This window comes from Ascidiimonas aurantiaca, from assembly GCF_037646345.1.
Lineage (GTDB): Bacteria > Bacteroidota > Bacteroidia > Flavobacteriales > Flavobacteriaceae > Ascidiimonas > Ascidiimonas aurantiaca.
The window spans coordinates 24,066-46,914 of the sequence record NZ_JBBEWR010000020.1 but is presented as its reverse complement, the minus strand read 5'-3'; the positions used below and the strand labels follow the sequence as shown (position 1 = coordinate 46,914).

At 37.0% G+C, this 22,849-nt stretch carries 30 protein-coding genes; 20 read left to right on the top strand and 10 right to left on the bottom strand.

Annotated features, from left to right (window positions below):
- The first annotated feature begins 259 nt into the window (after positions 1-259).
- The gene (locus tag WAO84_RS16630; RefSeq protein ID WP_340067234.1) at positions 260-433 is read left to right on the top strand and encodes a hypothetical protein; all 174 of its coding nucleotides are present in this window, start codon (positions 260-262) and stop codon (positions 431-433) included.
- Positions 434-594: 161 nt separating this feature from the next.
- Here the strand turns inward: WAO84_RS16630 and WAO84_RS16625 are convergent, their stop codons facing one another.
- Positions 595-1,686, bottom strand: coding sequence for a lipoprotein N-acyltransferase Lnb domain-containing protein (locus WAO84_RS16625; protein WP_340067233.1), 1,092 nt, complete (start codon positions 1,684-1,686; stop codon positions 595-597).
- Positions 1,687-2,178: 492 nt separating this feature from the next.
- Here WAO84_RS16625 and WAO84_RS16620 point away from each other — a divergent pair, with 492 nt between their 5' ends.
- Entirely contained in the window at positions 2,179-3,108 is a 930-nt protein-coding gene (locus WAO84_RS16620; RefSeq protein WP_340067232.1) for a hypothetical protein, read from the top strand.
- 1,159 nt (positions 3,109-4,267) lie between these two features.
- Here WAO84_RS16620 and WAO84_RS16615 read toward each other — a convergent pair.
- A complete protein-coding gene (locus tag WAO84_RS16615) occupies positions 4,268-5,128 on the bottom strand; it encodes a hypothetical protein (RefSeq protein WP_340067231.1) in 861 nt (286 codons plus the stop codon).
- A 385-nt stretch (positions 5,129-5,513) separates the two neighbouring features.
- On the opposite strand from WAO84_RS16615, the gene WAO84_RS16610 reads away from it, so the two are divergent.
- On the top strand, positions 5,514-5,882 hold the full coding sequence (locus tag WAO84_RS16610) for a hypothetical protein (protein ID WP_340067230.1): 369 nt from the start codon (positions 5,514-5,516) through the stop codon (positions 5,880-5,882).
- Positions 5,883-5,956: 74 nt separating this feature from the next.
- Here the strand turns inward: WAO84_RS16610 and WAO84_RS16605 are convergent, their stop codons facing one another.
- The 3 genes from WAO84_RS16605 to WAO84_RS16595 form a co-directional block, all read right to left on the bottom strand.
- The gene (locus WAO84_RS16605; RefSeq protein ID WP_340067229.1) at positions 5,957-8,404 is read right to left on the bottom strand and encodes an eCIS core domain-containing protein; all 2,448 of its coding nucleotides are present in this window, start codon (positions 8,402-8,404) and stop codon (positions 5,957-5,959) included.
- A 160-nt stretch (positions 8,405-8,564) separates the two neighbouring features.
- On the bottom strand, positions 8,565-9,044 hold the full coding sequence (locus WAO84_RS16600; RefSeq protein WP_340067228.1) for a lipocalin family protein: 480 nt from the start codon (positions 9,042-9,044) through the stop codon (positions 8,565-8,567).
- 211 nt (positions 9,045-9,255) lie between these two features.
- Positions 9,256-10,263 carry a phytanoyl-CoA dioxygenase family protein gene (locus WAO84_RS16595; protein ID WP_340067227.1) on the bottom strand — a complete coding sequence of 336 codons (1,008 nt, stop codon included), beginning with the start codon at positions 10,261-10,263 and terminating at the stop codon, positions 9,256-9,258.
- A 228-nt stretch (positions 10,264-10,491) separates the two neighbouring features.
- Between WAO84_RS16595 and WAO84_RS16590 the strand changes: the two genes are divergently transcribed.
- The 4 genes from WAO84_RS16590 to WAO84_RS16575 all read left to right on the top strand — a co-directional run bounded on the left by WAO84_RS16590 (position 10,492) and on the right by WAO84_RS16575 (position 15,461).
- Entirely contained in the window at positions 10,492-11,904 is a 1,413-nt protein-coding gene (locus WAO84_RS16590; protein WP_340067237.1) for a sensor histidine kinase, read from the top strand.
- Between the two features lie 5 nt (positions 11,905-11,909).
- Complete coding sequence (locus WAO84_RS16585) at positions 11,910-12,692, top strand: enoyl-CoA hydratase/isomerase family protein (protein ID WP_340067226.1); 783 nt, start codon at positions 11,910-11,912, stop codon at positions 12,690-12,692.
- A gap of 82 nt (positions 12,693-12,774) precedes the next feature.
- The gene (locus WAO84_RS16580; protein WP_340067224.1) at positions 12,775-14,334 is read left to right on the top strand and encodes a hypothetical protein; all 1,560 of its coding nucleotides are present in this window, start codon (positions 12,775-12,777) and stop codon (positions 14,332-14,334) included.
- A gap of 53 nt (positions 14,335-14,387) precedes the next feature.
- Positions 14,388-15,461 carry a PA0069 family radical SAM protein gene (locus WAO84_RS16575; protein WP_340067236.1) on the top strand — a complete coding sequence of 358 codons (1,074 nt, stop codon included), beginning with the start codon at positions 14,388-14,390 and terminating at the stop codon, positions 15,459-15,461.
- Positions 15,462-15,465: 4 nt separating this feature from the next.
- Here WAO84_RS16575 and WAO84_RS16570 read toward each other — a convergent pair whose 3' ends face one another.
- From WAO84_RS16570 to WAO84_RS16550, 5 genes are all read right to left on the bottom strand, one after another.
- Positions 15,466-15,900, bottom strand: coding sequence for an arsenate-mycothiol transferase ArsC (locus WAO84_RS16570; RefSeq protein WP_340067223.1), 435 nt, complete (start codon positions 15,898-15,900; stop codon positions 15,466-15,468).
- Positions 15,901-15,918: 18 nt separating this feature from the next.
- Positions 15,919-16,572: an HD domain-containing protein gene (locus tag WAO84_RS16565; RefSeq protein ID WP_340067222.1), complete on the bottom strand. Its 654-nt coding sequence runs from the start codon at positions 16,570-16,572 to the stop codon at positions 15,919-15,921.
- Positions 16,569-17,306, bottom strand: a complete 738-nt coding sequence (locus WAO84_RS16560; RefSeq protein WP_340067221.1) for a lysophospholipid acyltransferase family protein — start codon at positions 17,304-17,306, stop codon at positions 16,569-16,571. Before WAO84_RS16560 ends, WAO84_RS16565 begins: the two co-directional genes overlap by 4 nt.
- 58 nt (positions 17,307-17,364) lie before the next feature.
- The gene (locus tag WAO84_RS16555) at positions 17,365-17,757 is read right to left on the bottom strand and encodes a hypothetical protein (RefSeq protein WP_340067220.1); all 393 of its coding nucleotides are present in this window, start codon (positions 17,755-17,757) and stop codon (positions 17,365-17,367) included.
- 99 nt (positions 17,758-17,856) lie between these two features.
- Positions 17,857-18,267, bottom strand: a complete 411-nt coding sequence (locus WAO84_RS16550; RefSeq protein ID WP_340067219.1) for a BrxA/BrxB family bacilliredoxin — start codon at positions 18,265-18,267, stop codon at positions 17,857-17,859.
- 231 nt (positions 18,268-18,498) lie between these two features.
- Between WAO84_RS16550 and WAO84_RS16545 the strand changes: the two genes are divergently transcribed.
- From WAO84_RS16545 to WAO84_RS16485, 13 genes are all read left to right on the top strand, one after another.
- Positions 18,499-18,693 (top strand): hypothetical protein, encoded by a 195-nt coding sequence (locus WAO84_RS16545; protein WP_340067218.1) that lies wholly within the window; start codon positions 18,499-18,501, stop codon positions 18,691-18,693.
- Between the two features lie 164 nt (positions 18,694-18,857).
- A complete protein-coding gene (locus WAO84_RS16540; RefSeq protein ID WP_340067217.1) occupies positions 18,858-19,064 on the top strand; it encodes a hypothetical protein in 207 nt (68 codons plus the stop codon).
- Positions 19,065-19,523: 459 nt separating this feature from the next.
- Positions 19,524-19,712 carry a hypothetical protein gene (locus WAO84_RS16535; RefSeq protein WP_340067216.1) on the top strand — a complete coding sequence of 63 codons (189 nt, stop codon included), beginning with the start codon at positions 19,524-19,526 and terminating at the stop codon, positions 19,710-19,712.
- Between the two features lie 62 nt (positions 19,713-19,774).
- A complete protein-coding gene (locus WAO84_RS16530; protein ID WP_340067215.1) occupies positions 19,775-19,957 on the top strand; it encodes a hypothetical protein in 183 nt (60 codons plus the stop codon).
- 401 nt (positions 19,958-20,358) lie between these two features.
- Positions 20,359-20,556: a hypothetical protein gene (locus WAO84_RS16525; RefSeq protein WP_340067214.1), complete on the top strand. Its 198-nt coding sequence runs from the start codon at positions 20,359-20,361 to the stop codon at positions 20,554-20,556.
- Positions 20,557-20,884: 328 nt separating this feature from the next.
- On the top strand, positions 20,885-21,076 hold the full coding sequence (locus tag WAO84_RS16520; RefSeq protein WP_340067213.1) for a hypothetical protein: 192 nt from the start codon (positions 20,885-20,887) through the stop codon (positions 21,074-21,076).
- Between the two features lie 72 nt (positions 21,077-21,148).
- On the top strand, positions 21,149-21,355 hold the full coding sequence (locus WAO84_RS16515) for a hypothetical protein (protein WP_340067211.1): 207 nt from the start codon (positions 21,149-21,151) through the stop codon (positions 21,353-21,355).
- An 11-nt stretch (positions 21,356-21,366) separates the two neighbouring features.
- Positions 21,367-21,636: a hypothetical protein gene (locus WAO84_RS16510; protein WP_340067209.1), complete on the top strand. Its 270-nt coding sequence runs from the start codon at positions 21,367-21,369 to the stop codon at positions 21,634-21,636.
- A gap of 83 nt (positions 21,637-21,719) precedes the next feature.
- Complete coding sequence (locus tag WAO84_RS16505; protein WP_340067208.1) at positions 21,720-21,908, top strand: class I lanthipeptide; 189 nt, start codon at positions 21,720-21,722, stop codon at positions 21,906-21,908.
- Between the two features lie 89 nt (positions 21,909-21,997).
- The gene (locus WAO84_RS16500) at positions 21,998-22,186 is read left to right on the top strand and encodes a hypothetical protein (protein WP_340067207.1); all 189 of its coding nucleotides are present in this window, start codon (positions 21,998-22,000) and stop codon (positions 22,184-22,186) included.
- Between the two features lie 14 nt (positions 22,187-22,200).
- Positions 22,201-22,380, top strand: a complete 180-nt coding sequence (locus tag WAO84_RS16495) for a hypothetical protein (protein ID WP_340067206.1) — start codon at positions 22,201-22,203, stop codon at positions 22,378-22,380.
- Positions 22,381-22,398: 18 nt separating this feature from the next.
- Positions 22,399-22,602 (top strand): hypothetical protein, encoded by a 204-nt coding sequence (locus tag WAO84_RS16490; protein WP_340067205.1) that lies wholly within the window; start codon positions 22,399-22,401, stop codon positions 22,600-22,602.
- A gap of 59 nt (positions 22,603-22,661) precedes the next feature.
- Positions 22,662-22,835 (top strand): hypothetical protein, encoded by a 174-nt coding sequence (locus WAO84_RS16485; RefSeq protein ID WP_340067204.1) that lies wholly within the window; start codon positions 22,662-22,664, stop codon positions 22,833-22,835.
- The last annotated feature ends 14 nt before the right edge of the window (positions 22,836-22,849 follow it).

The window sequence follows — 22,849 nt, the reverse complement described above, 5'->3', positions numbered from 1 at the left end:
TGACAGTTAAAATTTAAAGTTAGAAAATTCTAATTTTAAGCTGTCCTATTTTTAGGGAAGGCTTCAATGTTGTTATTGCAATTTGCTGTTTAAAAATTATGTATCATTCAGCATTTTTAGGAAAAGTAATTAAATCAACATCACAGCTTTTACTTTTTGAAGGCAAATTTATGGATGTCAATATGAAAAGAGAACGAATAATGAAATTTGAAGTATACGCAGCAAAAAGATAAGAAAAGGCAATATGCCCCTGTGATAAATGAAAAAGGAGAAAAAGAAATATGGATTAATTTTTTCTGTAATCATTGGGAAAGCGATGATTGGAAAAAAAGATTTGATGATTGTACACGATGGAGGAAATGGTTATTTTAATCTAAAAGTAAATTTGACAAATAAAACATATTCAGAATTAAGTATTAATGGATATGCTTAACATGAAATTGAAAACCGTTTGGTAACAATGTATAACTACAATTTACTGCCGCCAGTTTGCTACCCTTGTGTTAGCAATTCTACTACCTTTTGATTACACTCAATAGACGTTTCCAAAAATCTATTGATTACTTAGCCTGTTAAGGGGAGCATAATTCGTTTTTAACCAGCACCAAAGGTTTTTTTGTATTTAAATCCTATAGAAATAGTAATCAATAATACAAGCGCATAGATCTCAGGTATAATCTCTTGTAAAGCAAAAAAAGATAGTACTATAAAAAGTAAATTAAAGAATATTACTAACTGCATAACCCTTTTTTTGAATGTTGAACCAGAAACCCATAGTAATATATATAAAGGGTTTGCCCAAAGAATATTAAGGTTGTTTTTAGCGTGTATATGTTCAGAAAAAAACCAAAAAAATAGTATAAAACCAGAAATAGTAAACAGGCAAATAAAAACAGTAGTATAGAGAAAACTATGTATTCTATACTGTTTTACAATACTAATAATCATTAACAAAAAGAAAACCGTAATAACAACCATAGGAGTCGTGAGCCCGTGATACCATTTCAAAGTTTTTCTGTTTGTAATGTCTAATCTGGCAGGTGTATCATTCGTGGTTAAATAGCTGTGATAAAACAATGGTAAAAACAACCTTTCCTTGTAAGAGAGTTTTTTATCTGCCGGCATTCCCAGGGCTATATTCATTAAGAACCTAAGCCATTGCTGGTTGTAAAGGCTTTTGTTTAACCCTTTTCTATAAGTATCTGGTATGTTTTTTCCCGTAAATAAAGTACTATCTACAGAAAATAAGCTAGATATTTTAGTAGTGCAATTGTTAGCAAAGTAATCATACCTGTATATTTTTTTTTCAAGATCAATATTAATGGTAGTAATAAGCCGTCTCTTTTTATTAGGAGCAGTAATATTTAGTTTATTTTCTACCACTTCCCGGCCTTCTTGCCTATACGCATTAATAAACCTTTTAGTATCAGTAATCCCTACACGATAATTTAGTTTTCCTAATAAAAAGTTAGTAAAGAAATTTTCTTCTTCAAATGAAAAAATACCATAATTAACCACAATATCTTCAGCAGGGCTTTTTAATCTAATGGCAGAGTGGCCAAAAATACTGTAAAGTTCTTCTCCGGGAGCACAGGTAAGCAAACTAAACTCATAGTCATTGGGAGTTTGCCCTTTAAGAGAAGTTATTAGGAGTAAGAAAAAGATTGAGAGTCTAAGTTTTTGCATCGCTTTTTAAAAATACAAGTACGAAGATAAAGATTAAAAAAAAGCATATTTAAAAACAATATATTGTTGGCTTACAATGAGTAAAACCACCCAACTGCTCACAGCCAAGATCGTTAAGCTTGTAAAAGGGAGGTACCCTAAGCCTGCCGAAGGGTAACGTGCCAAAAGCTTTTTAGAAAGCTCTCCTTTTCCTCCGGGTAGTACGAGAAAGCGCTGGTGGTACACCAAAAGGAGGAGGTACTCCTTTTGGGCAGTGTTTCGAGTACGGTTTGCGTAGCAAAACCCCTAAGGAAAAGGCGTCCTTTTTCCGTTCCTTTTTAGACGCGTAAAAAGGAACAAAACCTAAAAAAAATCAATATACCCTTTACAGAAAAACAAACAATTATTACTATATTAATAGGATTATTTAGATAACTATCATAATTAAAATATAAATAACCACAATGGGTATATTTTAGTATTGTGTCAAATACAAAAACCATTATGCAATAAATGAACATTAAAACAATCCAAATTGAAGTTGATACGCAATCTATCAACCCAATGTTGAAAATATGGGTAAATTTAGAGTTTGATTATTCCAACGAAATTCCAGTCTCAATATCCGGAAAACTGTGCCACCAAAATGGTCAAATATTATCTGTTCTTTCGGAATACCAATTGAATACTGATAGCAGATATGGGTTAACTCTAAGAACCGAACAACAAAAAGAAGAAAGAGGAAAAAATACAGAAATACATAGTGTACAACTAAGCGCATTGCTCACACCTAAAGCGATTGAATCCATTGAGAAACAGCGTGAAAAGGCACAAAACAAATCAGCTGAATTCTATATGGAATTTGTGTTAAAAACAATGAATATTCCTGTAGATTTTAACAATCTCCAGAACAACCATCTCGTCCGCTTAAACATTGAGAAAAAGAGTGAGAGATATTCAATTGAACAAAGTGATTGGGTTGCTAATTTTTCACCAAAATTGGGAATTGGTAACTTTCTTTTGCTTGAATTAAACATTGCAAAAAACCAAACGTCAGAATCTTGGACTGAACTAATTGATTTGCTAAAGACTAACATCTTAGAAATGGAAAGATGCATAATGCTTGGCGAATGGAAAAAAACTATTGAATATTCGAGGCAATTTTTTGACGGTTTGAATATTAAAAGCTCAGGTAGAACCAACCCAACATTTGAAAATAAATTGAGAGAGGTCTTACTTAATGAGCAGCACAACGAAGAAGGAATTAATGACTTGCTCAAAGGAATAAAATCTCTTTTTGACTTTACATCAAAATACGTCCATCCCAAAGATAGAGCTGGAATATTGAAACCATATCCAAATTCCGGAAAAGAAGATGCATATCTTGTTTATACGTTATCCATTGGGCTGTTTAATTTAGTAACGAGTAAATTACAAAAATGATGTAAAAGTACGAGGCACAACAAAGAGCTATAATTCATTTTGGCAGATTTCTTAAGCGGAAGTTCCTACTGTAAGCTAAAGTTAGTTTTGGGTAAAATATTCATTGTGTGAAGTCCTACCCCTAATCATAACTAAGATTGTTCTTACTCTGAGCTTGCCAAAGGGCACCCTCCCAAAATCTTTTTAGAAAAACACCCCCTTTTCCTCCGGGTAGTACGAGAAAGCACTGGTGGTACACCAAAAGTAGGGGAGTACTCCTTTTGGGCAGTGTTTCCAGTACGGTTTGCATAGCAAAACCCCTAAGGAAAAGGCGTCCTTTTTCCGTTCCTTTTTAAATACTTAAAAACAGAAAAATCTTATTTACAGCATATCGTTATATTTTATTTAAACATATAACCTAAAGAGAAGATGTGTAAGCCTACAACATAAGCGTTCTGCGAGACAGCAATGTTTATTATAAGTACATTATATAAAATATTTCCAGAATTGAAAAACTCAGTTTAAAAAAACAAAAATAGAATACAGAAATAAAAAAGTGGCTTAAAGCCACTAATTTCAAATGATTTCGCGTTAAGTATCAAAGAGTACATCGCCCAAAACTATTAACATAATATGGGTAACGACACTCTCGACCATCACGATCGCTGTCACATCTTGGATCAAAAGATGTATCAGAATCAAAATTTCTACAAAATTCATCATCTAACGTATCCTGCCACCTACCACCAATATTTTTCATCTCTGTAATTGAAAGAGATCTGCCAATAAATAAAATGTTTTTTAACATAATATGTTTTTAAATAGTTAATAATAGAGTAAATATACTAAACCCAGCACGAGGTATTAATGGCGGTACTTTGTAGTATATAAATTACAATTTAGTAAAAATTTACTTAATTAGTAAACAATATAAAAACTATATAGTTGATTAAATAGCTTGATGAAAAAATGTTAGAGTAATCTGGCTGACTCACCATTAGAGCGAAAAAAGATTAAAAAAGCTGAACGTAACAAAAACGAATAATAACATCAGGGCCATCACCATATAAAATCAATTGTGCGGGCTGCTACCCTTTGATCGCACTCAGTATGGGCATCTGAAAACCTATTGAGGGCTTAGCCCGCCCAAGGTACCGTACATAAAGCAAAGCTTAACGGCTTACTCTTTAGCCTCCAACAGCTTTTCAAGCCTGCTAAGGCGTTGTTCCTGCGCTTTTATTTTTTCCTCCTGTTGCAGCGTGTAAAGCGTAAGTTCTTCAATTTTTTCAAGCAGTTGTATATTCATTTCCCCCAGTAGTATGCCGTTTTCTTCCATTTCTTTGGCAGAAGGAATATTGGGTAAATGCCTATGTTTTTTAATATGGTTTTGTACCTCTTCCAGAGATCGTAAAGGGTATTCCGGCTCAAAAACATAATCGGCTCCCGCATCTACCGTTACTTTTACCTCGCGTGATTCTATTTTACCTGCTACAATAATGTTTCCTGTAGAGGTTACTCCCCAAAGCCATTGAGAGTTGCTATTTGTAGCCTTTATAGGAGTAGGGGTAGCATCTGCAGCAGGGCCTTTTATTTGTTGGTACAAATAGCCTGATTTTATAGGGGAATCAGCAGGTAATGAAGCGGCAGTTCCGTGATTGCCAGAAATAACCTCCATAAACATACGGGGAAACCAACCCTGGCTGTAAAAACCATAGCCCTGGTTATTATAATCCAGATAACCCCCATAAACAGAACGGTATGAAAAGTAGTGTGATACCCAGCCAGAATTTCCATTAACATAACTACTCCCTGCAAAAGACCTATATACATTAGAAGTTAAATAATCAGATGAAGTTAAGTTTCCAAAAGAAGTAATTTGAGCAGATTGTACATCTGCAGGGCCCAGTACCTGAAGTTTGGCAATAGGTGTAGTAGTGCCTATACCTACGTTACCGTTAGGGTCTTCGTGAATTTGGCTAAAAGAAGCAGTGCAAACCAGAAGCAGAGTTCCCAAAAATACTTTTTCAATGTTTTGATACATAACTTTGTTTATAAAAGGTTTTAATTTTTAATAGCCTTAAGTAAGATTAGGGCTATTTTATAATTGGTGTATTACGATCAAAAATACTTAAATAACACATAAGAAAATATGCACTAAAATAGTTTAACATTTTTGTTTTTGTATTCTTTTGTAAGAGAGGGTTTTTGCTATTGCTACTCTTTATACAAAGTATTTTAAAAACCTCCCATTTGCCACCGTGTTTAAATATAAAAATTGGCCAAATAAATACGTAAAAGGGTGTTTTACTACGTACTTTTACTCTTTTTATTGTACAAATACTTCCGTATTTTTGTATGAAATACATAAAGGCGTAATCCGAAAAGCCTATAGTAAACAGAGTAGGAATTTTTAAAATATATATGTTATGGCCCATTCATTTGTACCAGGGGGTAGTTACAAAGAAACGAGTAAAGACATACAAAGCAACTTGTTTTGTACAGCTCAAAAGCGAGATCACTCCTGGATTCCCGCCACACTTAATCTAACAGAGCTGGAGACTACCAGCATAAGCAATGAAGACGGTTTTTTAGTAAATAACGGAGATGGTACCACCCCGGTCGGGTATGTGCCACATGGTAGTTATTTAGAAACCTGTAAAGATGTAAGTGTCATACTATCGGCTTCCTGTAAAAAAGAAGATGGTACCTGGCAAATATCTACGCTAGATATTACCGGTTTACGGGAAGACGCTACCATTTCTAATATAGACGGTGTTCTTACCGCAGACTCATAATACTTTATCAAGTATATTATACTCTTAAAAAAGCGGTGGCATACGCTCCACCGTTTTTTTATTGTATTGAATAGCTATCGCAGTTCAGTAACATACATGGGCCCTTTACTGGTTTTAACCCCTTTGAGATACGTACCTTTTCTCACTCCTTCCCCCGTGCCAAAAGTTTCGTCCAGAAACTCGCTCGTAGTGCTTTTAGGGTGTGCCTCTTCATGCAGGTTCACATGTAAGGCCCGCTCAATAAATGCCGTAAGATCCTGAAGCATTTCAGCTACATACCCGCCAACGGCCACGGAAGGATCCGGGCCCTGTTGTTGGGCCCTTTCCTGTATAAGCTGTTGTTTAGCTAGTTGCATGGTAGCCATTCTATCTTGTGCCATCTGTGGATTTTGTTGTATAAGTAGTTGCATACGTGCACCTATTTCCGGTATGGTAGGATCTTGAGGTGGTGGAAGCCGTACATCATTTACAAATTTTTGCCCGGCAGTTTCAAAGACCTGTAAAATAGGTTGCCGTGCCGCAGCCAGTGCTATATGAAAAGCTTCCATATTCTCAGGGTCTTTGAGAAGATGCATTAAAAGGTTCAGAGGGTCGGTTTTTACCCATACGCCCAGCGTTTCCTTTACTTGAGTGGCCATGTTATCCTTTCTTTCATCGTTATCCTGGCGGTGGCGTAAACTGGGAATAGCCAGTACATTAGAAGCATAGCGTGAAAACACGGCAATGGCCTGTTGCACAGCCTCAGCAGGTGCCGGTTCTTCAGGCAGAACCGCCAAAAAGTGTTTACGCACCAGTCGCGCCACATTAGTAGGATACGTAGCCGCTGCCAGTGACACCGCAGGTGGTTCCAGTTTATCCTCACCCCTAAATTTCTCTTCAAGCATAGATCCTATTTCCTCAGGATACAGCGATACATTTTGCTGAGAATATACACCACCCGATTTTTTATTGGTGGTTACAAGGAAATTTTGATAGTCGGGGTTAACTTTCCAGCCAAAACCTATATGCGCTTGTGAAAGTGCTCCAGCCGTTTGAAGTAAGGTATATGAATGCTGACTGGCAGTAATGGCAAGAGTTCCGGTTTCTTTTTCCAGTTCACGACGTATAGCGTACGATTTAGTTTCTCCCTGTTTATTTCTGGAAAATACAAAAGGCGGACTTACCAGCTCAAGAGTATTCTTAGAATCAGATTCCAGTCGCCAGGATAGGCCAAAGTAATTACCTCCTATTGCAGATTGGGCCATGAGTTGGTGTGAAGGAATAATCTCATTTGCTGTATATACACCATCAGGCCCGGTAAAAGAAGCAAACTCAAACTCAAAACCTATACTTTTAAGATCGTCCATACTGCGCATGGCCTGTTGAAAAAGGTGCTGCGCGAGTAAAAACTTGGAGAGGCTCTTTTCTTCCATAACACTATGTATGGATACTTGAGATTGTTTTACCAGAGCTTTACTGATTTTCTGCTCCTGCGGCCCCAAAAGGGCTTTGTGAGGTTGTGGCGTACGTATGGCCGAAAAATTGGTAATATGTATAGAGAGATCGTGTGAGAAATAAAAACTACCCCCGTGCCCCTGGGTAACACCTAACAGATTACCTAAAAAATCAGGATTTAACTGTAAGAATTGTGCCTGCAACTGGCGAAGCGGGGGCTCCTTATCCTCTACATAATCCGGCCCCATCAGTGCAGGTGCCTGCTGTTGCATCAACGTATTTATTACCGTAGTACTGTGGTTTAATGCATGTAGAAAATCTAATTGCTCTTCGCGGGAAAGCTCAAAAAACTGTGGAAATGTACTATATCTGAGTAAAAGCTTCGCTTCGTTGCTAAGTTCTCTATAGGCCTGCCAAACCTCATTGGTTACATTAAGACGGGTAATTTCTACCCGTTGTACCGGGGTAGTGTTGGCAGGAACAGTTTTTGGAGCCCACGCAAAAAGATCACTTTTCACTCTTTGTACGGTTAAAGGGCCCGCAGATAAAAGCGGTTTGTTGCTTTTAAGAGTACCCTTACTTTTCATTTGCAATGCTCTGGCCCACATAACATCCGCTTCTTTTTCTAATGAAACATCGTCATTTACAGGAACCTTACCCTGCAGTTGTGCTGTTGGCTTTACACGCCCCTGCTTTTGTTGTACCACGTGCCATGCTTCATGAGGTAAATGCTTTTCCTGTCCCGAAGCCAGATGAATTTGAGTACCCTGTGCATATGCGTGTGCCTGTAGTTGAGAAGGTTTTGATGAATTGTAATGCACTTTTACATCATCCATACGGTGGCCGGAGAGAGTTTCAATACCTGTTTTCAGGGTATCTGGCAGGCCGGTGGTATTGTGTTTTTTTTGAACAGGGTGTAATTGCCCGGTAAATCCATCAGCCATATATTGTAGCTTGCGCATTTGTAATGCCTCAGGGCGTGTATCCTGAAATTTTGATGCTTTTATAGAATTACTTTCACTGCCACTTTTAGAACCATATAAAGTTTCACGACTCTTTTTAGGGTTTTTTTTTTGATGCGTATGCATATAATAGAATTATAAGGCCTTATCAAATATACAAATATAGATTGATTGAAAACAGCGTGTTTGTATGTAGTCTTTTTACTTCAAAAAACAGGTCTATACAAAAAAAACCCGGGTTGATATCCAGGTTTTTTTTGTATAATAAGTGTTGATCTTCAAGAAACTAGCCATCACTAGGGTTATTTTTTACGGCAACTATTTCTACCTCATCAAGATCACCATCTTCGTCATAATCAAAGCGATAAGAAAAAATAAATTCACTATCTGTTATAGAGACTACCTGAAATGCTATTATAAATCGTTGCGCGGAATAGAAATTTATAAGACCCTGGTTTACTTCCCATTTTAGAGATATACCCCTGGCACCACATTCGTTGTTTACATATATTATTTCTTCATACTCAAAAGGTTTTTCTGTACTGTTGAAAAAGGCAAAGATATCTTTAGGACATCCAGATCTGTGTTCGTATTCAGATTCATTACCATTGAGAGTAATAGTCTGGTAGGTCCAGGTTCCTATCATTTTATCCGTATCAAAAGTAGCATTGAAAATACCACCGATTTCTCGTGTTTCTCCATCGTCATCTCCTGAACAGGCTACCAACAGCAGAGAAATAAGAACGTATAGAATATTTCTTTTCATAAGGTTTGTTTTAAGCTGCTTTTAATCTACAAAAATATAAGTATTTCAATTAAATATATTTGTTAATTGTTTTTGTCAAATTACAACTTTACTTTCAGTAAGTAAGGGTGTGACAAAATTTTCCGGGATGCCAATCACAAGTGTTTCCTTCAAAGAACTATAAAAGAGTTTTTTAACAATCCTTTTATATAAAAAGCTTACAGCACCTTGCTTATATCCACTCTTCCTGATAGGCAAGCTCTATAGGCTGGTAATTAATATATTGTACAATTCTGGGAAGCCGGGAAGTATTTGGGCTACTGCCATGCGGCAGGCACTGGTTCCATATAATGAGATCTCCGGCATTGCCGGCAATAGGTTCTAATACCATTTTGTTAAGCATTGCCACATCTCTGGGGTTAGCATCCTGAGGGAGATTCTCCAGCCAGTGGTCAATTTGATTGTGAAAGCCCGGGACTACCGTAAAAGCGCCTTGATCTTTTAAGGTATCTGATACATACAATAATCCCTGTAGCCCAAATGGAATGGGTCTTTTAAGGCTTACATCCCAATGCAGGTTGGGCCCGGGAAATGTATAATCAGAAGTTTCGGGAGGGTTAAAGCTTACCCTATCCATATCAACCAGCAAATCGGTACGCTGCCACAATTGCTCAAAAGCACCTTTAATACGCGGTGAAAACCGGTTTTTATCAAGTATATCATGTTGAAAAAACTGTACCATGATACCTTGCTTTAAAGGGTGGGGCTTATACCAGGTATCCGGTTCATTAGGGGTTGCCCCGAGTGTCTCATAAATAAGGGCTTTTGTTTTTTCACAATCTTCCTTAGAAATAGCATTTTTTACAATCACATACCCTTTTTCTTCCCAATGGCGCAAATCAACTTCACTTAAAACAGTATGTTGCTTAAAAGCAAGAATACCATCTTTCTTAGAAAGGATCACCGAGTTATAGTTTTTTAGATGCTGTGGAGAAACCCGGCCGTTTTTTAATATCCAGTTTTCAAAGGTTTCAAAATCAGGCGATTTATTCAACAGATATTTAATAGTGGGTTCGGTACCTATACCTAACGTATTAAACAAGGCATTTATGTATTTCCAGGGCACTTTGTTTTTCTCTGCCTCGTGTGCAGATGTTTTAAGACTTAAGTAATAATACCACACACGTTTTAAATAGTAGGCTTCTATTTTCCCGGTTTCCCTAAAATCAACAATAGACATAAATTTTGGTATAAAAGAGATAGGCTATTCTTACAAATCTAACAGATTTTTTGATAGAATGAAAAAGAAATAAAGATTGGAAAAAGATTTTACATTCGGTAACAGAAAATAAAGCATATTACTTCAAAAGCGTTTCAAAACACTATGGCTTGATTATTGTTATATTTACAAAGCAAATACACAACCGTGAATAAAAAATTATCACTTAGAAACCGAATCTTCCTTATGATGATCCTGCTGGTGGTAGTTGCTTTTATTCTTATAGCCGGAGTGACGTTGTATCAATACAAAGAACAGTCTGAAGATTATCACCGCGACCGTCTGGAACGTAAAGAAGAACAGGTTAAGGCCAGTATAGACTATGTGCTCATGAGTACTACCTACCCGGTAGAAACCGAATATCTCGACCTTATATTTAAAGATGAGATCTACCAGATTGCCGATGTTCAAAATGTAAATTTCAATATTTATGATCTTGAAGGAGGGCTTGTAAAGAGTTCCCGCCCTAAGTTTGAAGAAGACAGTATTTCACAATGTTTGAGTGCGCTTGTACTCAATAAGCTTTCCATGAGTGCCGATAAAAGATTTGTTGAGAAAAAAATTGCGGCAGGCGGGCGTTTTCAGTCTTCATATACCTATATCAATGATAACAAGTTTAAGCCCATAGGTATTCTAAACCTTCCATATTTTGAAGACGATACCTTTAATACCATGGAACTGCGGGAGTTCCTCATTCGTTTGGGAGTGGTGTATCTGTTTATGCTTATCATTGCCATTATCCTTGCGTATTTTATCTCTCGCTATATAACACGATCTTTAAAAACCATATCAGATAAAATAGATAAGACACGCCTGAGCCATCGCAACGAAAAAATTATACTCAACGGGGCCAGTAAAGAAATAGAAACCCTGGTAGGTGCTTACAACAGTATGATAGATGAATTGGAGGAAAGTGCAGTGAAACTGGCACGAAGCGAACGGGAACAGGCCTGGAGGGAAATGGCGCGGCAGGTGGCACATGAAATTAAAAACCCTCTTACCCCCATGCGTTTAAGTGTACAGAGTTTTGAACGAAAGTTTGACCCTGATGACCCCAATATTGTTACTAAAGTAAAAGAGTATTCAAATACACTCATACAACAAATAGATACTATGAGCAGTATTGCTTCTGCTTTTTCCAACTTTGCCAAGATGCCGGCGCAACAAAATGAAACACTTAACATTGTGAAAGTAGTAAAGCTGGCACTCGATATTTTTAATGAAAATTATATTTCACTGGTAGCTCAGGAAGAAGAGATCATTGCTAAATTAGATCGCACACAGCTTATACGGGTAGTAACCAATTTGGTAAAAAACGCTATTCAGGCTATGGATGAGACCAGTGAACCTAATATTGTAGTTTCAATAACAACAGAAGAGAACCTCATTAAAATAACAGTTGCCGATAACGGAAAAGGAATTCCGGACGACTTTAAAGATAAAATATTTGAGCCTAAATTCACAACAAAAACCAGTGGTATGGGACTTGGCCTGGGAATGGTGAAAAATATCGTGGAAACCTACCAGGGAAATATTACCTTTACATCTCAAACCGGAAAAGGCACTGTTTTCACGGTTACCTTTCCGAAAGTAAAAACATAACTAACATGAATTACGAAAATATCCTGATCCACAAGGAGAATGCCGTGGCTTTAGTAACCATTAACCGCCCGTCTAAACTCAATGCTCTTAATAAGGCAACTATTGAAGAATTGCACCATGTCATGTGTTATCTGGAAACCGATATTGAAACCAAAGTAGTGATCATTACCGGCAGTGGCGAAAAGGCTTTTGTAGCCGGTGCCGATATCGCAGAATTTGCCGGTTTTTCTGTAAAAGAAGGTGCGCGCCTTGCCCGCAAAGGGCAGGAAAGTCTTTTTAACCTTTTAGAAAACTTTCCCAAACCGGTCATCGCTGCAGTTAATGGTTTTGCTTTGGGAGGTGGTCTTGAGTTAGCCATGGCCTGCCATTTCAGAATTGCCAGTGACAATGCCCGTATGGGGCTGCCGGAAGTATCACTGGGAGTAATACCGGGATACGGGGGCACACAACGCCTTCCGCAATTGGTTGGAAAAGGAAGAGCGCTTGAAATGATTACTACCGCAGGTATGATCGACACAGAAAAAGCATTGCTCTACGGACTCATAAACCAAATGGTAGCCCAGGAAGAGTTGTTACCTACCTGCAGAAAAATAGCAGAGAAAATAACAAGAAACTCTTCAGTAGCCATCGCAAAAGCCATAGAAGCAGTAAATGCCGGATACCAGCAAAATATAGATGGCTTTGAAGCAGAGATCAAAGCATTTGGAGAGTGCTTTGGAACAGAAGATTTTAAAGAAGGCACTACCGCTTTTATGGAAAAACGAAAAGCCGTTTTTCCCGGAAAATAAGAATAAAAAATATACTTTTTCGTTTTGTTAAGGATGAGAACCCCATCACATCCTTTACCGTTGTAACTTAACCTATGCAGCCATGAAGCTATCTTTTTTCCTCATTGCCTTTATTTCGTTTACCTGTACTTTGTACGCCCAATCAATCACAGCTTCTTTTTCAAAAAGTGAAAGTTTGCCTGATAAGCATAAGTTCTCCCGTATTATTGCTATGGAAAATGATCAGGAAGGAGGCGTGGTGATTATAAGAGCCTACTACGGAGGGTTTATTCTTAAACTTAAAGGGTATTATTTAGAACATTACAACAAAGATCTGGAACTCATAAATGAATATACCTATGAGGCTCCCGATGCTGAGGTTATGGGAGTAATTACTGCCGGTAATTACAGTACCATTATAGAGGTACTGTATGATACTGAACAGGAACATTATATGTATCGCGCACAACGTATTGATCTAAAAAACTTTGATTTACAAACAAAGACACTTTTCTCGTTTAAACGCGCACAAGAAAAGAGTATTAATTTTCTCACCAACTATTCGGTACCGTTTAATGACAAATTGTATTCACAATTATTGAAAGACAGTTCAGGTTCCTATTTTGCCATAGCAGTAGATAGTAAAGAAACCGGGAAAGACACACACCAGGTTTGGTTTTTTGATGCCGATTTACATGTACTTCAGCAATACGATCTTAAAAATGAAACTAAAACACGACATTTTGTGTTTGAGAATTTTGAAAGTGATGCATCGGGCAAGACCTTTTATCTCCTGGGAAAAGCCTATGAAAAAGGAAAACGTACCAGATCTGTTTCTTTAAAGTACCGGTATGAACTTTTAAAGATCACTGAAAATGAAGACGCTGTGAGGCAGTATTTTGAGAAAGAAGACGGCTACCCCAGTTCCTTGAAAATGATAATTACCGGAAATACCCTAAAAGCCGTAGGTTTTTATTCAAATACAAGCGATCGTAAGTATCGCGGGTTAGTATATCTGGAACTTGACCCCAAAACACTGGCAATACGGGAGCAGGTTTTCAACCCTTTCTCAAAACAGTTCATGGAAGATAAATACGGAGCCGAAACCGATAAAGAACTGAAAAACCTCGCATTTAGAGGGATCTATCATACCGAAGAAGGTGATATTGTTTTTAATGCAGAAGAAGAGTATGTTACCTCACGATTTAAACATACCTCTTCAGATAACAGAGTACAGGTAAACCAGTATCATTACAATGATATTGTATGTGCACGTCTCAATGCCAGTGGAAAGATGGAATGGGCACGTAACATAAACAAGGCTGAAATAACCCTGGGAGATGAGGCTTTTGTTTCATATCTGTCTGCCGTGCAGGGAGGGCAGGCCTTTTTCTTTATAAACTCAGGAGCAGAGCCTCAGCGCATTTCCGGAGAGCGTATACTCTTTAAAAAAGGATATTCAAAAAACCCCGAAATGTTTATTCTCAATATTGATAAGAAAGGTACACTTTCTTACGCCAAAGTAACCAGTAAACAAGAAGTGAGACTTCCTATAATGGTTTCAAAAGGAGTAGTTTGTAAAGATGGGGCCAATGCTTTTTTTCTAGCAAGACGAGGTAGTAGAAAGCAGCTAATTAAAGTTCATTTTGAAACGGTTAATTAACATTTTTTAGCTGTAATAATTGGATAAATTCCTTAATTTTGGAAAAAATCCAATTGTCAAAAAAGAACTACATACAGGGGAGAGGTGCTCAGAAACAGGCGGTAAATCGCTTTGATGCCTTTCATTATGAAATGCGAGAGGACTTTCTTGAGTACTGCCGACTTGAAGGAGAGGTGGCAGATACCAATAAAACACAATATCTGGAAGTATTTCCCAAAACTATTGTGAACAAAGTGACCAGTCCTGATGTAGGGATGGAATACTCCATGAACCCTTATCAGGGTTGTGAGCACGGGTGTATTTATTGTTATGCCCGTAACACTCATGAATACTGGGGTTACAATGCCGGATTGGATTTTGAGAGAACCATTCTGGTAAAGAAAAATGCGCCAAAATTGCTGGAAGCAAAATTAAAAAGTAAAAACTGGGAGGGGCATACCATAGTACTTTCAGGCAATACAGACTGTTACCAGCCGGCAGAACAGAAATACAGAATAACCAGGGCCTGCCTGGAAATTTTCCTAAACTACAAACACCCTGTAGGCATAATAACAAAAAACGCTTTTATTTTAAGAGATATAGATATCTTAAAAGAACTGGCGGCAAACTGTCTCACCGGAGTAAATATTTCGATCACCTCCCTTTCAGAAGAAACCCGCAGAGTGCTGGAGCCTCGTACCACGACCATAAAAAAAAGATTTGAAACCGTATATACGCTCGCCAAAGCGGGTGTTCCGGTTAATGTTATGATCGCCCCGGTAATTCCCGGAATTAACAGCCATGAAATACTTCCGCTGGCCAAAAGAGCTGCCGATAACGGTGCCTGTTCCATAGGGTTTACCATAGTGCGCCTCAATGGTGCCATAGGTGCTGTTTTTACTGATTGGATACGGAAAACTATGCCGGACAAAGCTGAAAAAGTACTTAATCATATCAAAGCCTGTCACAATGGTAAGCTCAATGAAAGCAGGTTTGGTCTGAGAAACAGGGGAGAGGGTAAAATAGCCGAACATATGCACCACCTGTTCAGGCTCGCTAAAAATCAGTATTTCAAAAACAAAAGTATGCCCAAACTTACGTCATCGTTATACACATTGCAAAAAAACGGGCAATACCCTCTTTTTTAGAATTTCAGGGAATTTTGAAATGAGTAAAGAAGTGTTCTGTTTTTTCCTGCAGAGCCGGCAAAACAGAATCAGGAGCTTCCAGATAGTCATCTGCAAACGACCAGAAAGTAATACGGGGAAGAAATTCCGGGAACGTATCCTGTATCATAGGCAGGTGCTCATCACGATCCATTCCAATAAAATAATGCGCTTGGCTAAAATGAATAGCTTCCAGAGTTTGGGGATTGCGGGGAGTACCCATCGGGATACCCATTTTTTCAAAATAAGAAAGTGTATGAGGAGATAAAGGGCCTTTGTTTCTGTCAGAAAGTCGCAATCCTTTTGAAAATGCCCTCACATTTACCTGTTCTTTCTCTGCCAGATGATTAAAATACAACTCTGCAAAGCGGCTCCGGTAATAATTACCGGTACAAAAAAATAAAACCGAATAAGGAAGCATTTATTACTATTTTAAAAGTTATACCTCTCCGTTCCACTCTTTGTAAAACTGAGCTAAAAAAGACTCCATAAACTCATGTCGTTTTTGGGCCAGTTTTTTACCGGTTTTTGTATTCATAAGGTCTTTTAACAATAAAAGTTTTTCGTAAAAATGGTTAATCGTAGGAGCCTTTGATTTTTTATAGTCTTCGGGAGACATTCCTGGTTTTGGGGGTATTTGCGGATCATACAGAGCCCTGTTTTTAAAGCCTCCGTAATTAAAAGTCCTTGCTATGCCAATAGCTCCCATAGCGTCAAGCCGGTCGGCATCCTGAACTACCTCCAACTCTTTTGAAGTAAAAGTTACCCGTTTTTGTCCGCCGCGAAACGAAATATGTTTTATAATATTAACCACATGTTCAATGACAGGGCTTTCTAAAGGTAGGGAAGAAAGAAAGTCATGGGCCATTTGAGGGCCCACCGTTTCATCTCCATCGTGAAATTTTGCATCGGCAATGTCGTGTAAAAGAGCTCCCAAAGCAACAATAAAGGGGTCACATTTTTCATCCTTGGCAATAAGAAGCGCATTATTAAATACACGTTGCGTATGGAACCAGTCGTGCCCGCCTTCAGCATTTTTAAGAGTTTCTTTTACAAAAAGAACAGTTTCATCTATAATGTCGCTTGTATTCATGTATTATGAACAGATGAGGTTATTGCAGTTTCTATTTTTTTAATAAGCTCTTCTGTCGAATGCTCGCTCACTTTTAAAGGGGCATGGGTTTTTAAGGTTACGTGTGCACCAATTCCCATGGGAAATTTTCCATAGCGGAGTAATTTCCATGAATTGTTAATGGTTAAAGGTATGACAACGCCGTCTGGAATATGTTTAAAAAGTGTTTTAAGGCCTTTTGTGGCAAATTTTTTAGGAACACCTGTTCTGCTTCGCGTACCTTCCGGGAAAATAACTGCGGCGCGTTTGGTTTCCTGAATGTATTCGGCAAATTTTTGAAGGGCAGGAAGGGCCTGGGACGGATCTTTACGATCTATAAGTACCGAGCCTCCATGCCTGAGATTAAAAGAAACGCTGGGAATTCCTCTCCCCAGCTCTATTTTACTAATAAACTTAGGGTGGTATTTGCGCATGTACCATATAATAGGAGGAATATCATACATACTTTGATGATTGGAGACTATAATTATGGGGTATCCTTCCGGTATATGGGTTTCATTCTTAAAGGTATATCGGGTACCTAAAAGGCCCGTACATGCCATGATCATTAAATTAAGCACACTCACACTGCTTTTGTGTGCTTTATAGCCTAATACACGTAAACAAAACCACTGTATAGGGTGAAAAAAAAGAAGCAATATTAAAAAAGTAATGGCGTAAAGTAAGGTTAGCGGATATGCCAGTAGTTTTCTCATGCACCAAAAATATAAAACCCCTTTGAGAATCTAAGACCTTTTTATGTACTTTCCTTACCTAATCTTCATAAACCGGTACACATTCGTTCTCAACGCATTCAATTCTGGTTGGTGGCAGTACCATCTCACAATCTGAAACAAGATTCCATTGTATATTAAATGCTTTTTCCCGGGCATTATACGAACGCACCATTTGTTCCAAGCGATCTGTATTTATAGAAGCAGAATACACCAGATACGACCACGGCCCCCCACAGGGTTTACTACCAAAAGCAATACTACGACATTGTGAGACACCATCACATCTGGAAACCCTGGCCATAGCTTCTATTTCCTGTGCAAAGGCATTGAGTTCTGCCTGTTGTTCCTGAAAGGTTTCATTATTGTCATCGCATGCATATAACGAGAGAAATAATGCGATACATACCAAAAAAAATACGTTGTTTTTCATCCTGTTGCTTTTCTATAGGATGCACAACAAGTTAAATGGTTGCAGAAATCAAAAAAAGCCATGGGAAACCATGACTTTTTAAAAATGAAATATGTAATGTTAACAATGCTCGTTATACGCCTCCTTAAGGTTTTCTGCAATAATCTCTGCAGGTCTTCCTTCAATATGGTGACGCTCAAGCATATGTACCAGTTCTCCGTCTTTAAAAAGTGCGATACTTGGAGAAGAAGGAGGGAAAGGAACCATATAGCCCCTTGCCTTATCGGTGGCATCTTTATCTACTCCTGCAAAAACCGTTAACAGGTGATCTGGCTTTTTGTCATTTTGAAGGGACAGGCGTGCTCCCGGACGCGCATTGGCCGCGGCACAGCCACAAACTGAATTCACCATTACCAGAGTGGTACCTTCCTTGGTCATAGCAGTATCTACTTCATCTGCGGTATGTAATTCATGAAAACCTATTTTCGTAAGGTCTTCTCTCATGGGCTTTACTAATTCTGCTGGATACATAACAACTTTTTTTTTCTAAACATGAATTAAAGGACAAAGATACATAATTATTTATCGAAATGGTATGAGAATAACTCTGGAGCCATGTACGTTTTTATGTAAAAATGTATCCTCTCTTTTTGTTAAAATAATATAAACATGAGTTTTTATTCTAAATAAGATACTAATTTTCTTATATTTATGTACAATATTTTACGATAATGTAAGTTATTAAATCTAAAATAAAGCATCATGAAAAAAAGATATTTAAAAAAGCTAAACTTAAACAAGACCAGTATTAGTAACCTTGAAAAAAGTGTAGTAAAAGGAGGGCTGACTCCTGACTTTACAGGTGACAGAACTTGCCCGCAACCTTTGGTGGAAACCATAAATATTACCTTCTGTTGGGGTGGTATGATTTGCGAAATACGAGATAATGGATGTTAAGTATAGTATTTGGTTACCTTTAATTTAACAGTACCATTTTTTTATGAATGAATGTAAAAGCCGGGCTTTGCTCTTTGATACGATAAATAAAAGTTAAAAAGTAGTAAAAAGACTACTTTTTTAGTATCTTTAAAAATGTAAGAAACATTAAAAACCGTCATGTTATGAAAAAAAAGAATTTAAAAAAACTTTCGCTTAATAAGAAGCGAATCAGCCAGTTTAGTGTAAGCATTAGTCTGGGAGGAATAAGAAGAACTGTTGGAGAATTCTCTTGTGTTCAGGGGGGTACCTGCTTGCCTACCCAAATGATTACCATTTGTTTTACTACGTGTGCAAGGCCTGATCCTTCAGGGTGTAATGCAATACCTTAAATATTTAAGATATAAAGTATAATTTTAAAATTAGAAAACATGAAGAAAAAACATATAAGCAGACTTTCACTTAATAAGAAGTGTATCAGCAATTTGGTAAAGGAAGTTAATGGAGGTAATAATTCTAACTCTCCTACCTGTACCATAAATATAACTCTTGAATACACAATATGTTATACCAATTGCAATTTTAGACCTTGCAGGCCTTTTATTCCATAGAGACTTTCATATCAAATCATAAAAGCCCGGCTAAAAACCGGGCTTTGTTGTAAAATATCTTGTTAAAATACAGAAAAACGTATGTTAAAGTAGGTTTTTTAACACAATAAAAATAGGCTTTTTTGTAAATTACCTTGCCTTACATTCTAAAATGGTTTTAAAGGTTGAACCGTAAAGCTTTTTTAAGGCATTTGAAATAACAGAATGTAAGAACAAGTGATGTGTTAATTAAACTGAATTATGAAAAAGCCATCATTTAAAAAATTAAAGCTGACTACTGTAAAAATCAGTAACCTGAAGAAAGCAGGCCTTTTAGGTGGCGGTAATTACACAGACGGCTGCTCTACAGAGTGGCGTTGCGATACATTTGCATATACTGAATGCCAGAGAATATGCCTGAAGAAAGATTATAGCAATACTGTTTATTAATAGAGGAAAAAAGTAAATTTTTCAAGCAATACTTTTTAGGCAATATAAAAAGCTCACAAACCATGAAAAAAAAACATCTAAGAAAGCTAAACTTTAACAAAACCAGTATTTGCAGAGCAGACCAGAAAGCTGTTAATGGTGGGAACCATCGTGATTTTGGTAACCAGGTGGTTTCTGTTTACTGTACTATATGTTTTAACGAGGGTTTATGTATTCCTTGTCCGTTAACTGATACAGAAACGTAAGGCTTATATATCAATGCTTCTGTTGTATAACAAGCGTAATTTAAATGGTTTTGTTTATTGAAAGAAGCATCCATCTTAAAAGTATAGGGCCTTAAAGCTAATGATACTGCATTCTATACACCAATTGAAATACAAAAAGCTATGAAAAAACGTAAGAAAGCTAAACTTAGCCCAAAAGCATATTAGTGCCCTGGAGCAGAATGCAATTACAGGGGGGTAATCGCGGTACTCTTATTGCCACTTTAGAGGTAACTATTTAGACACACCGCCTGTTATGGAAATCTTTATTACCAGGCTTACCAGATCAATAGATTACTAGGCAGATTCATAAGGTATGATCCATGCATTTTGCTAACCACGAATAACAAAAACATTTATTAATATATAAAACCTGTTAAATCATGAAAAAAAAGAATTTAAAAAAATTAGCTCTTAGAAAAACCTGTATTAGTGCTTTGGAGAAAAGTGCGGTAAACGGAGGTATTGATCTTACCACTATACAGACAGAAACCATTGAGTTCACTGCCTGTTACGGAGCACAACAATGTCAGTTCTTTCAAACAGCAGAAGACTGTGGAGGTGGAACCCGCAGATGTTAAAATAATCATTTCAAAGGTTTTTCAGGATCTTATTTGAAAAGCCCTGTTTAGCTAAATTATTAATCCTGTATAAATGTAAAACGATGAAAAAACAACAAATTAAAAAACTGAGTTTACAAAAATCACGTATTAGTGATCTAAAGCAAAGCAATGTAAAAGGGGGTGATTTTACCTGTCCCACATTTGAGGAAACAGTCTGTTTTACTTTTTGTTTTCCGGGTCAGGCCTGTCAGTTTCCTGCTGGGTGCTAATAAATTTCTAAAGACTTTTAACCTCAAAGGTTAAAAGTCTTTTCTAAATTAACAATAATCCAAATATATTCAGGATCATGAAAAAAAAGAATTTAAAAAAATTGGCTCTTAGAAAAACCTGTATTAGTGCTTTGGAGAAAAGTGCAGTGAACGGAGGTATTGATCTTACCATTCAGGAAACTATTGATTTCACTGCCTGCTATGGTGATCAACTATGTCAGCTATATCAAACCGCAGAAGACTGCGGAGGTGGAACCCGCAGATGTTAATTGAGTGTTTTCGGAGGCTATACCTTCGGTGGATCACAAAAAAAACTTATTAACTTTTAAAATTTAAAAATCATGAAAAAAAAGCAAATCAAAAAGCTGAGTTTACAAAAAACACGTATTAGTGTTTTAGAGCAAAGAGCTGTAAGTGGAGGGAACAATTTTACAAATGATTGTGTAACGTTTCAGGAAACTATATGCTTTACCCGTTGTTACGGAGAGCAAAATTGTCAGCTCTATCAAACCGAGCTCGATTGCACAGGTACAAGCAGAGCATGCTAAACCATGAAATTTTGAAGGCTTATCAAGCACAAAACCTGGTAGGCCTTCTCTTATTGCTATACCCCTTATACATTTTTAAACATCATGAAAAAAAGAGTTTAAAAAAATTAGCTCTTAGAAAAGTACGTATTAGTGCTTTAGAAAAAAGTGCGCTAAACGGAGGTATTGATCTTACCACCATCCCGACAGAAACCATTCAGTTTACGGCTTGCTATGGAAATCAGCAATGTCAGTTCTATGAAACGGGTTTAGATTGTCAGGACAGAACCCGCAGATGTTAAAATAATCACTTCAAAGGTTTTTCAGGATCTTATTTGAAAAGCCCTGTTTAGCTAAATTATTAACCCTGTATAAATATAAAACGATGAAAAAAAAACAAATTAAAAAACTGAGTTTACAAAAAACACGAATTAGTGATTTGGAACAAAGAGCTATGCATGGAGGAAACATATTTACCAATGATTGCGGTGCAACTCTCCAAATAACTGTTTGCCAAACTATATGTGGCGGACTTCAGTACTGCCGCTTTACTATCGGTATTGATTGCAGATAAGATGAGATATGACATAACTATTTAAGGGTTTTAAATCTTTGATGTATAAACACAAGATTCTATCATGGTAATTCTAAAACATAAAAACGATGAAAAAAAAGCAAATTAAAAAGCTAAGCTTACAAAAAACACGCATTAGTGATCTAAAACAAAATAATGCAAGGGGAGGACTGGATTTTAGTCTCGATTGTCCCACGGTAGTAGAAACTATATGTTTTACCTTTTGTTTTCCAAACAAGCCGTGTAATATTTTTCAAACTAATGAAGATTGTCATTAAAAAATAATATAAAGATGAAAAAAAAGACCATTAAAAAATTAATGCTTTCTAAAGCATGTATAAGTAAACTTCAAACTCAAAACGCAGTTAAAGGCGGTAATGACACCAACAACCGGCTTTGTTTTGTAACTATTCAATTTACCGATTGTTTTGGTAATGGTGATTGCAGTGTATTAACACGTCCTTGTCCGTAAATATTAAAAAAATATATTATGAAAAAAGCACATTTAGAAAAACTTACATTAAAAAAGAAACGTATTAGTAGCCTTACCGGGAACAAAGTAAAAGGCGGAAATCCTACACTTACTACTTTTCAACCGGAATGCCAGCCTACTAGAGAGCTTACTTGTTTTGAGACTATTTATTTTACTGATTGTTTTGGTAACGGACGTTGTGAGTTTGGAAATCAACCTTAGTCATACTCCGTAACTTTTGACCAATAAATTCAATAAGTTTAGTAATCAAGACTGAAATCATGAAAAAACAAGAATTTAAAAATCTAGTTTTTAACAAAACCAGTATTAGCAGACTGGCCCAGAAGGAAATACACGGAGGAAACGGCCCCGAAGATAGTAATCTTTCAGGTTGTTGTACCGCCTGTTTCGATGAGCAGGGGCTCTGTATATTTTGTTTTCCCAATCAACCTTAATGAAAAATCCCGGT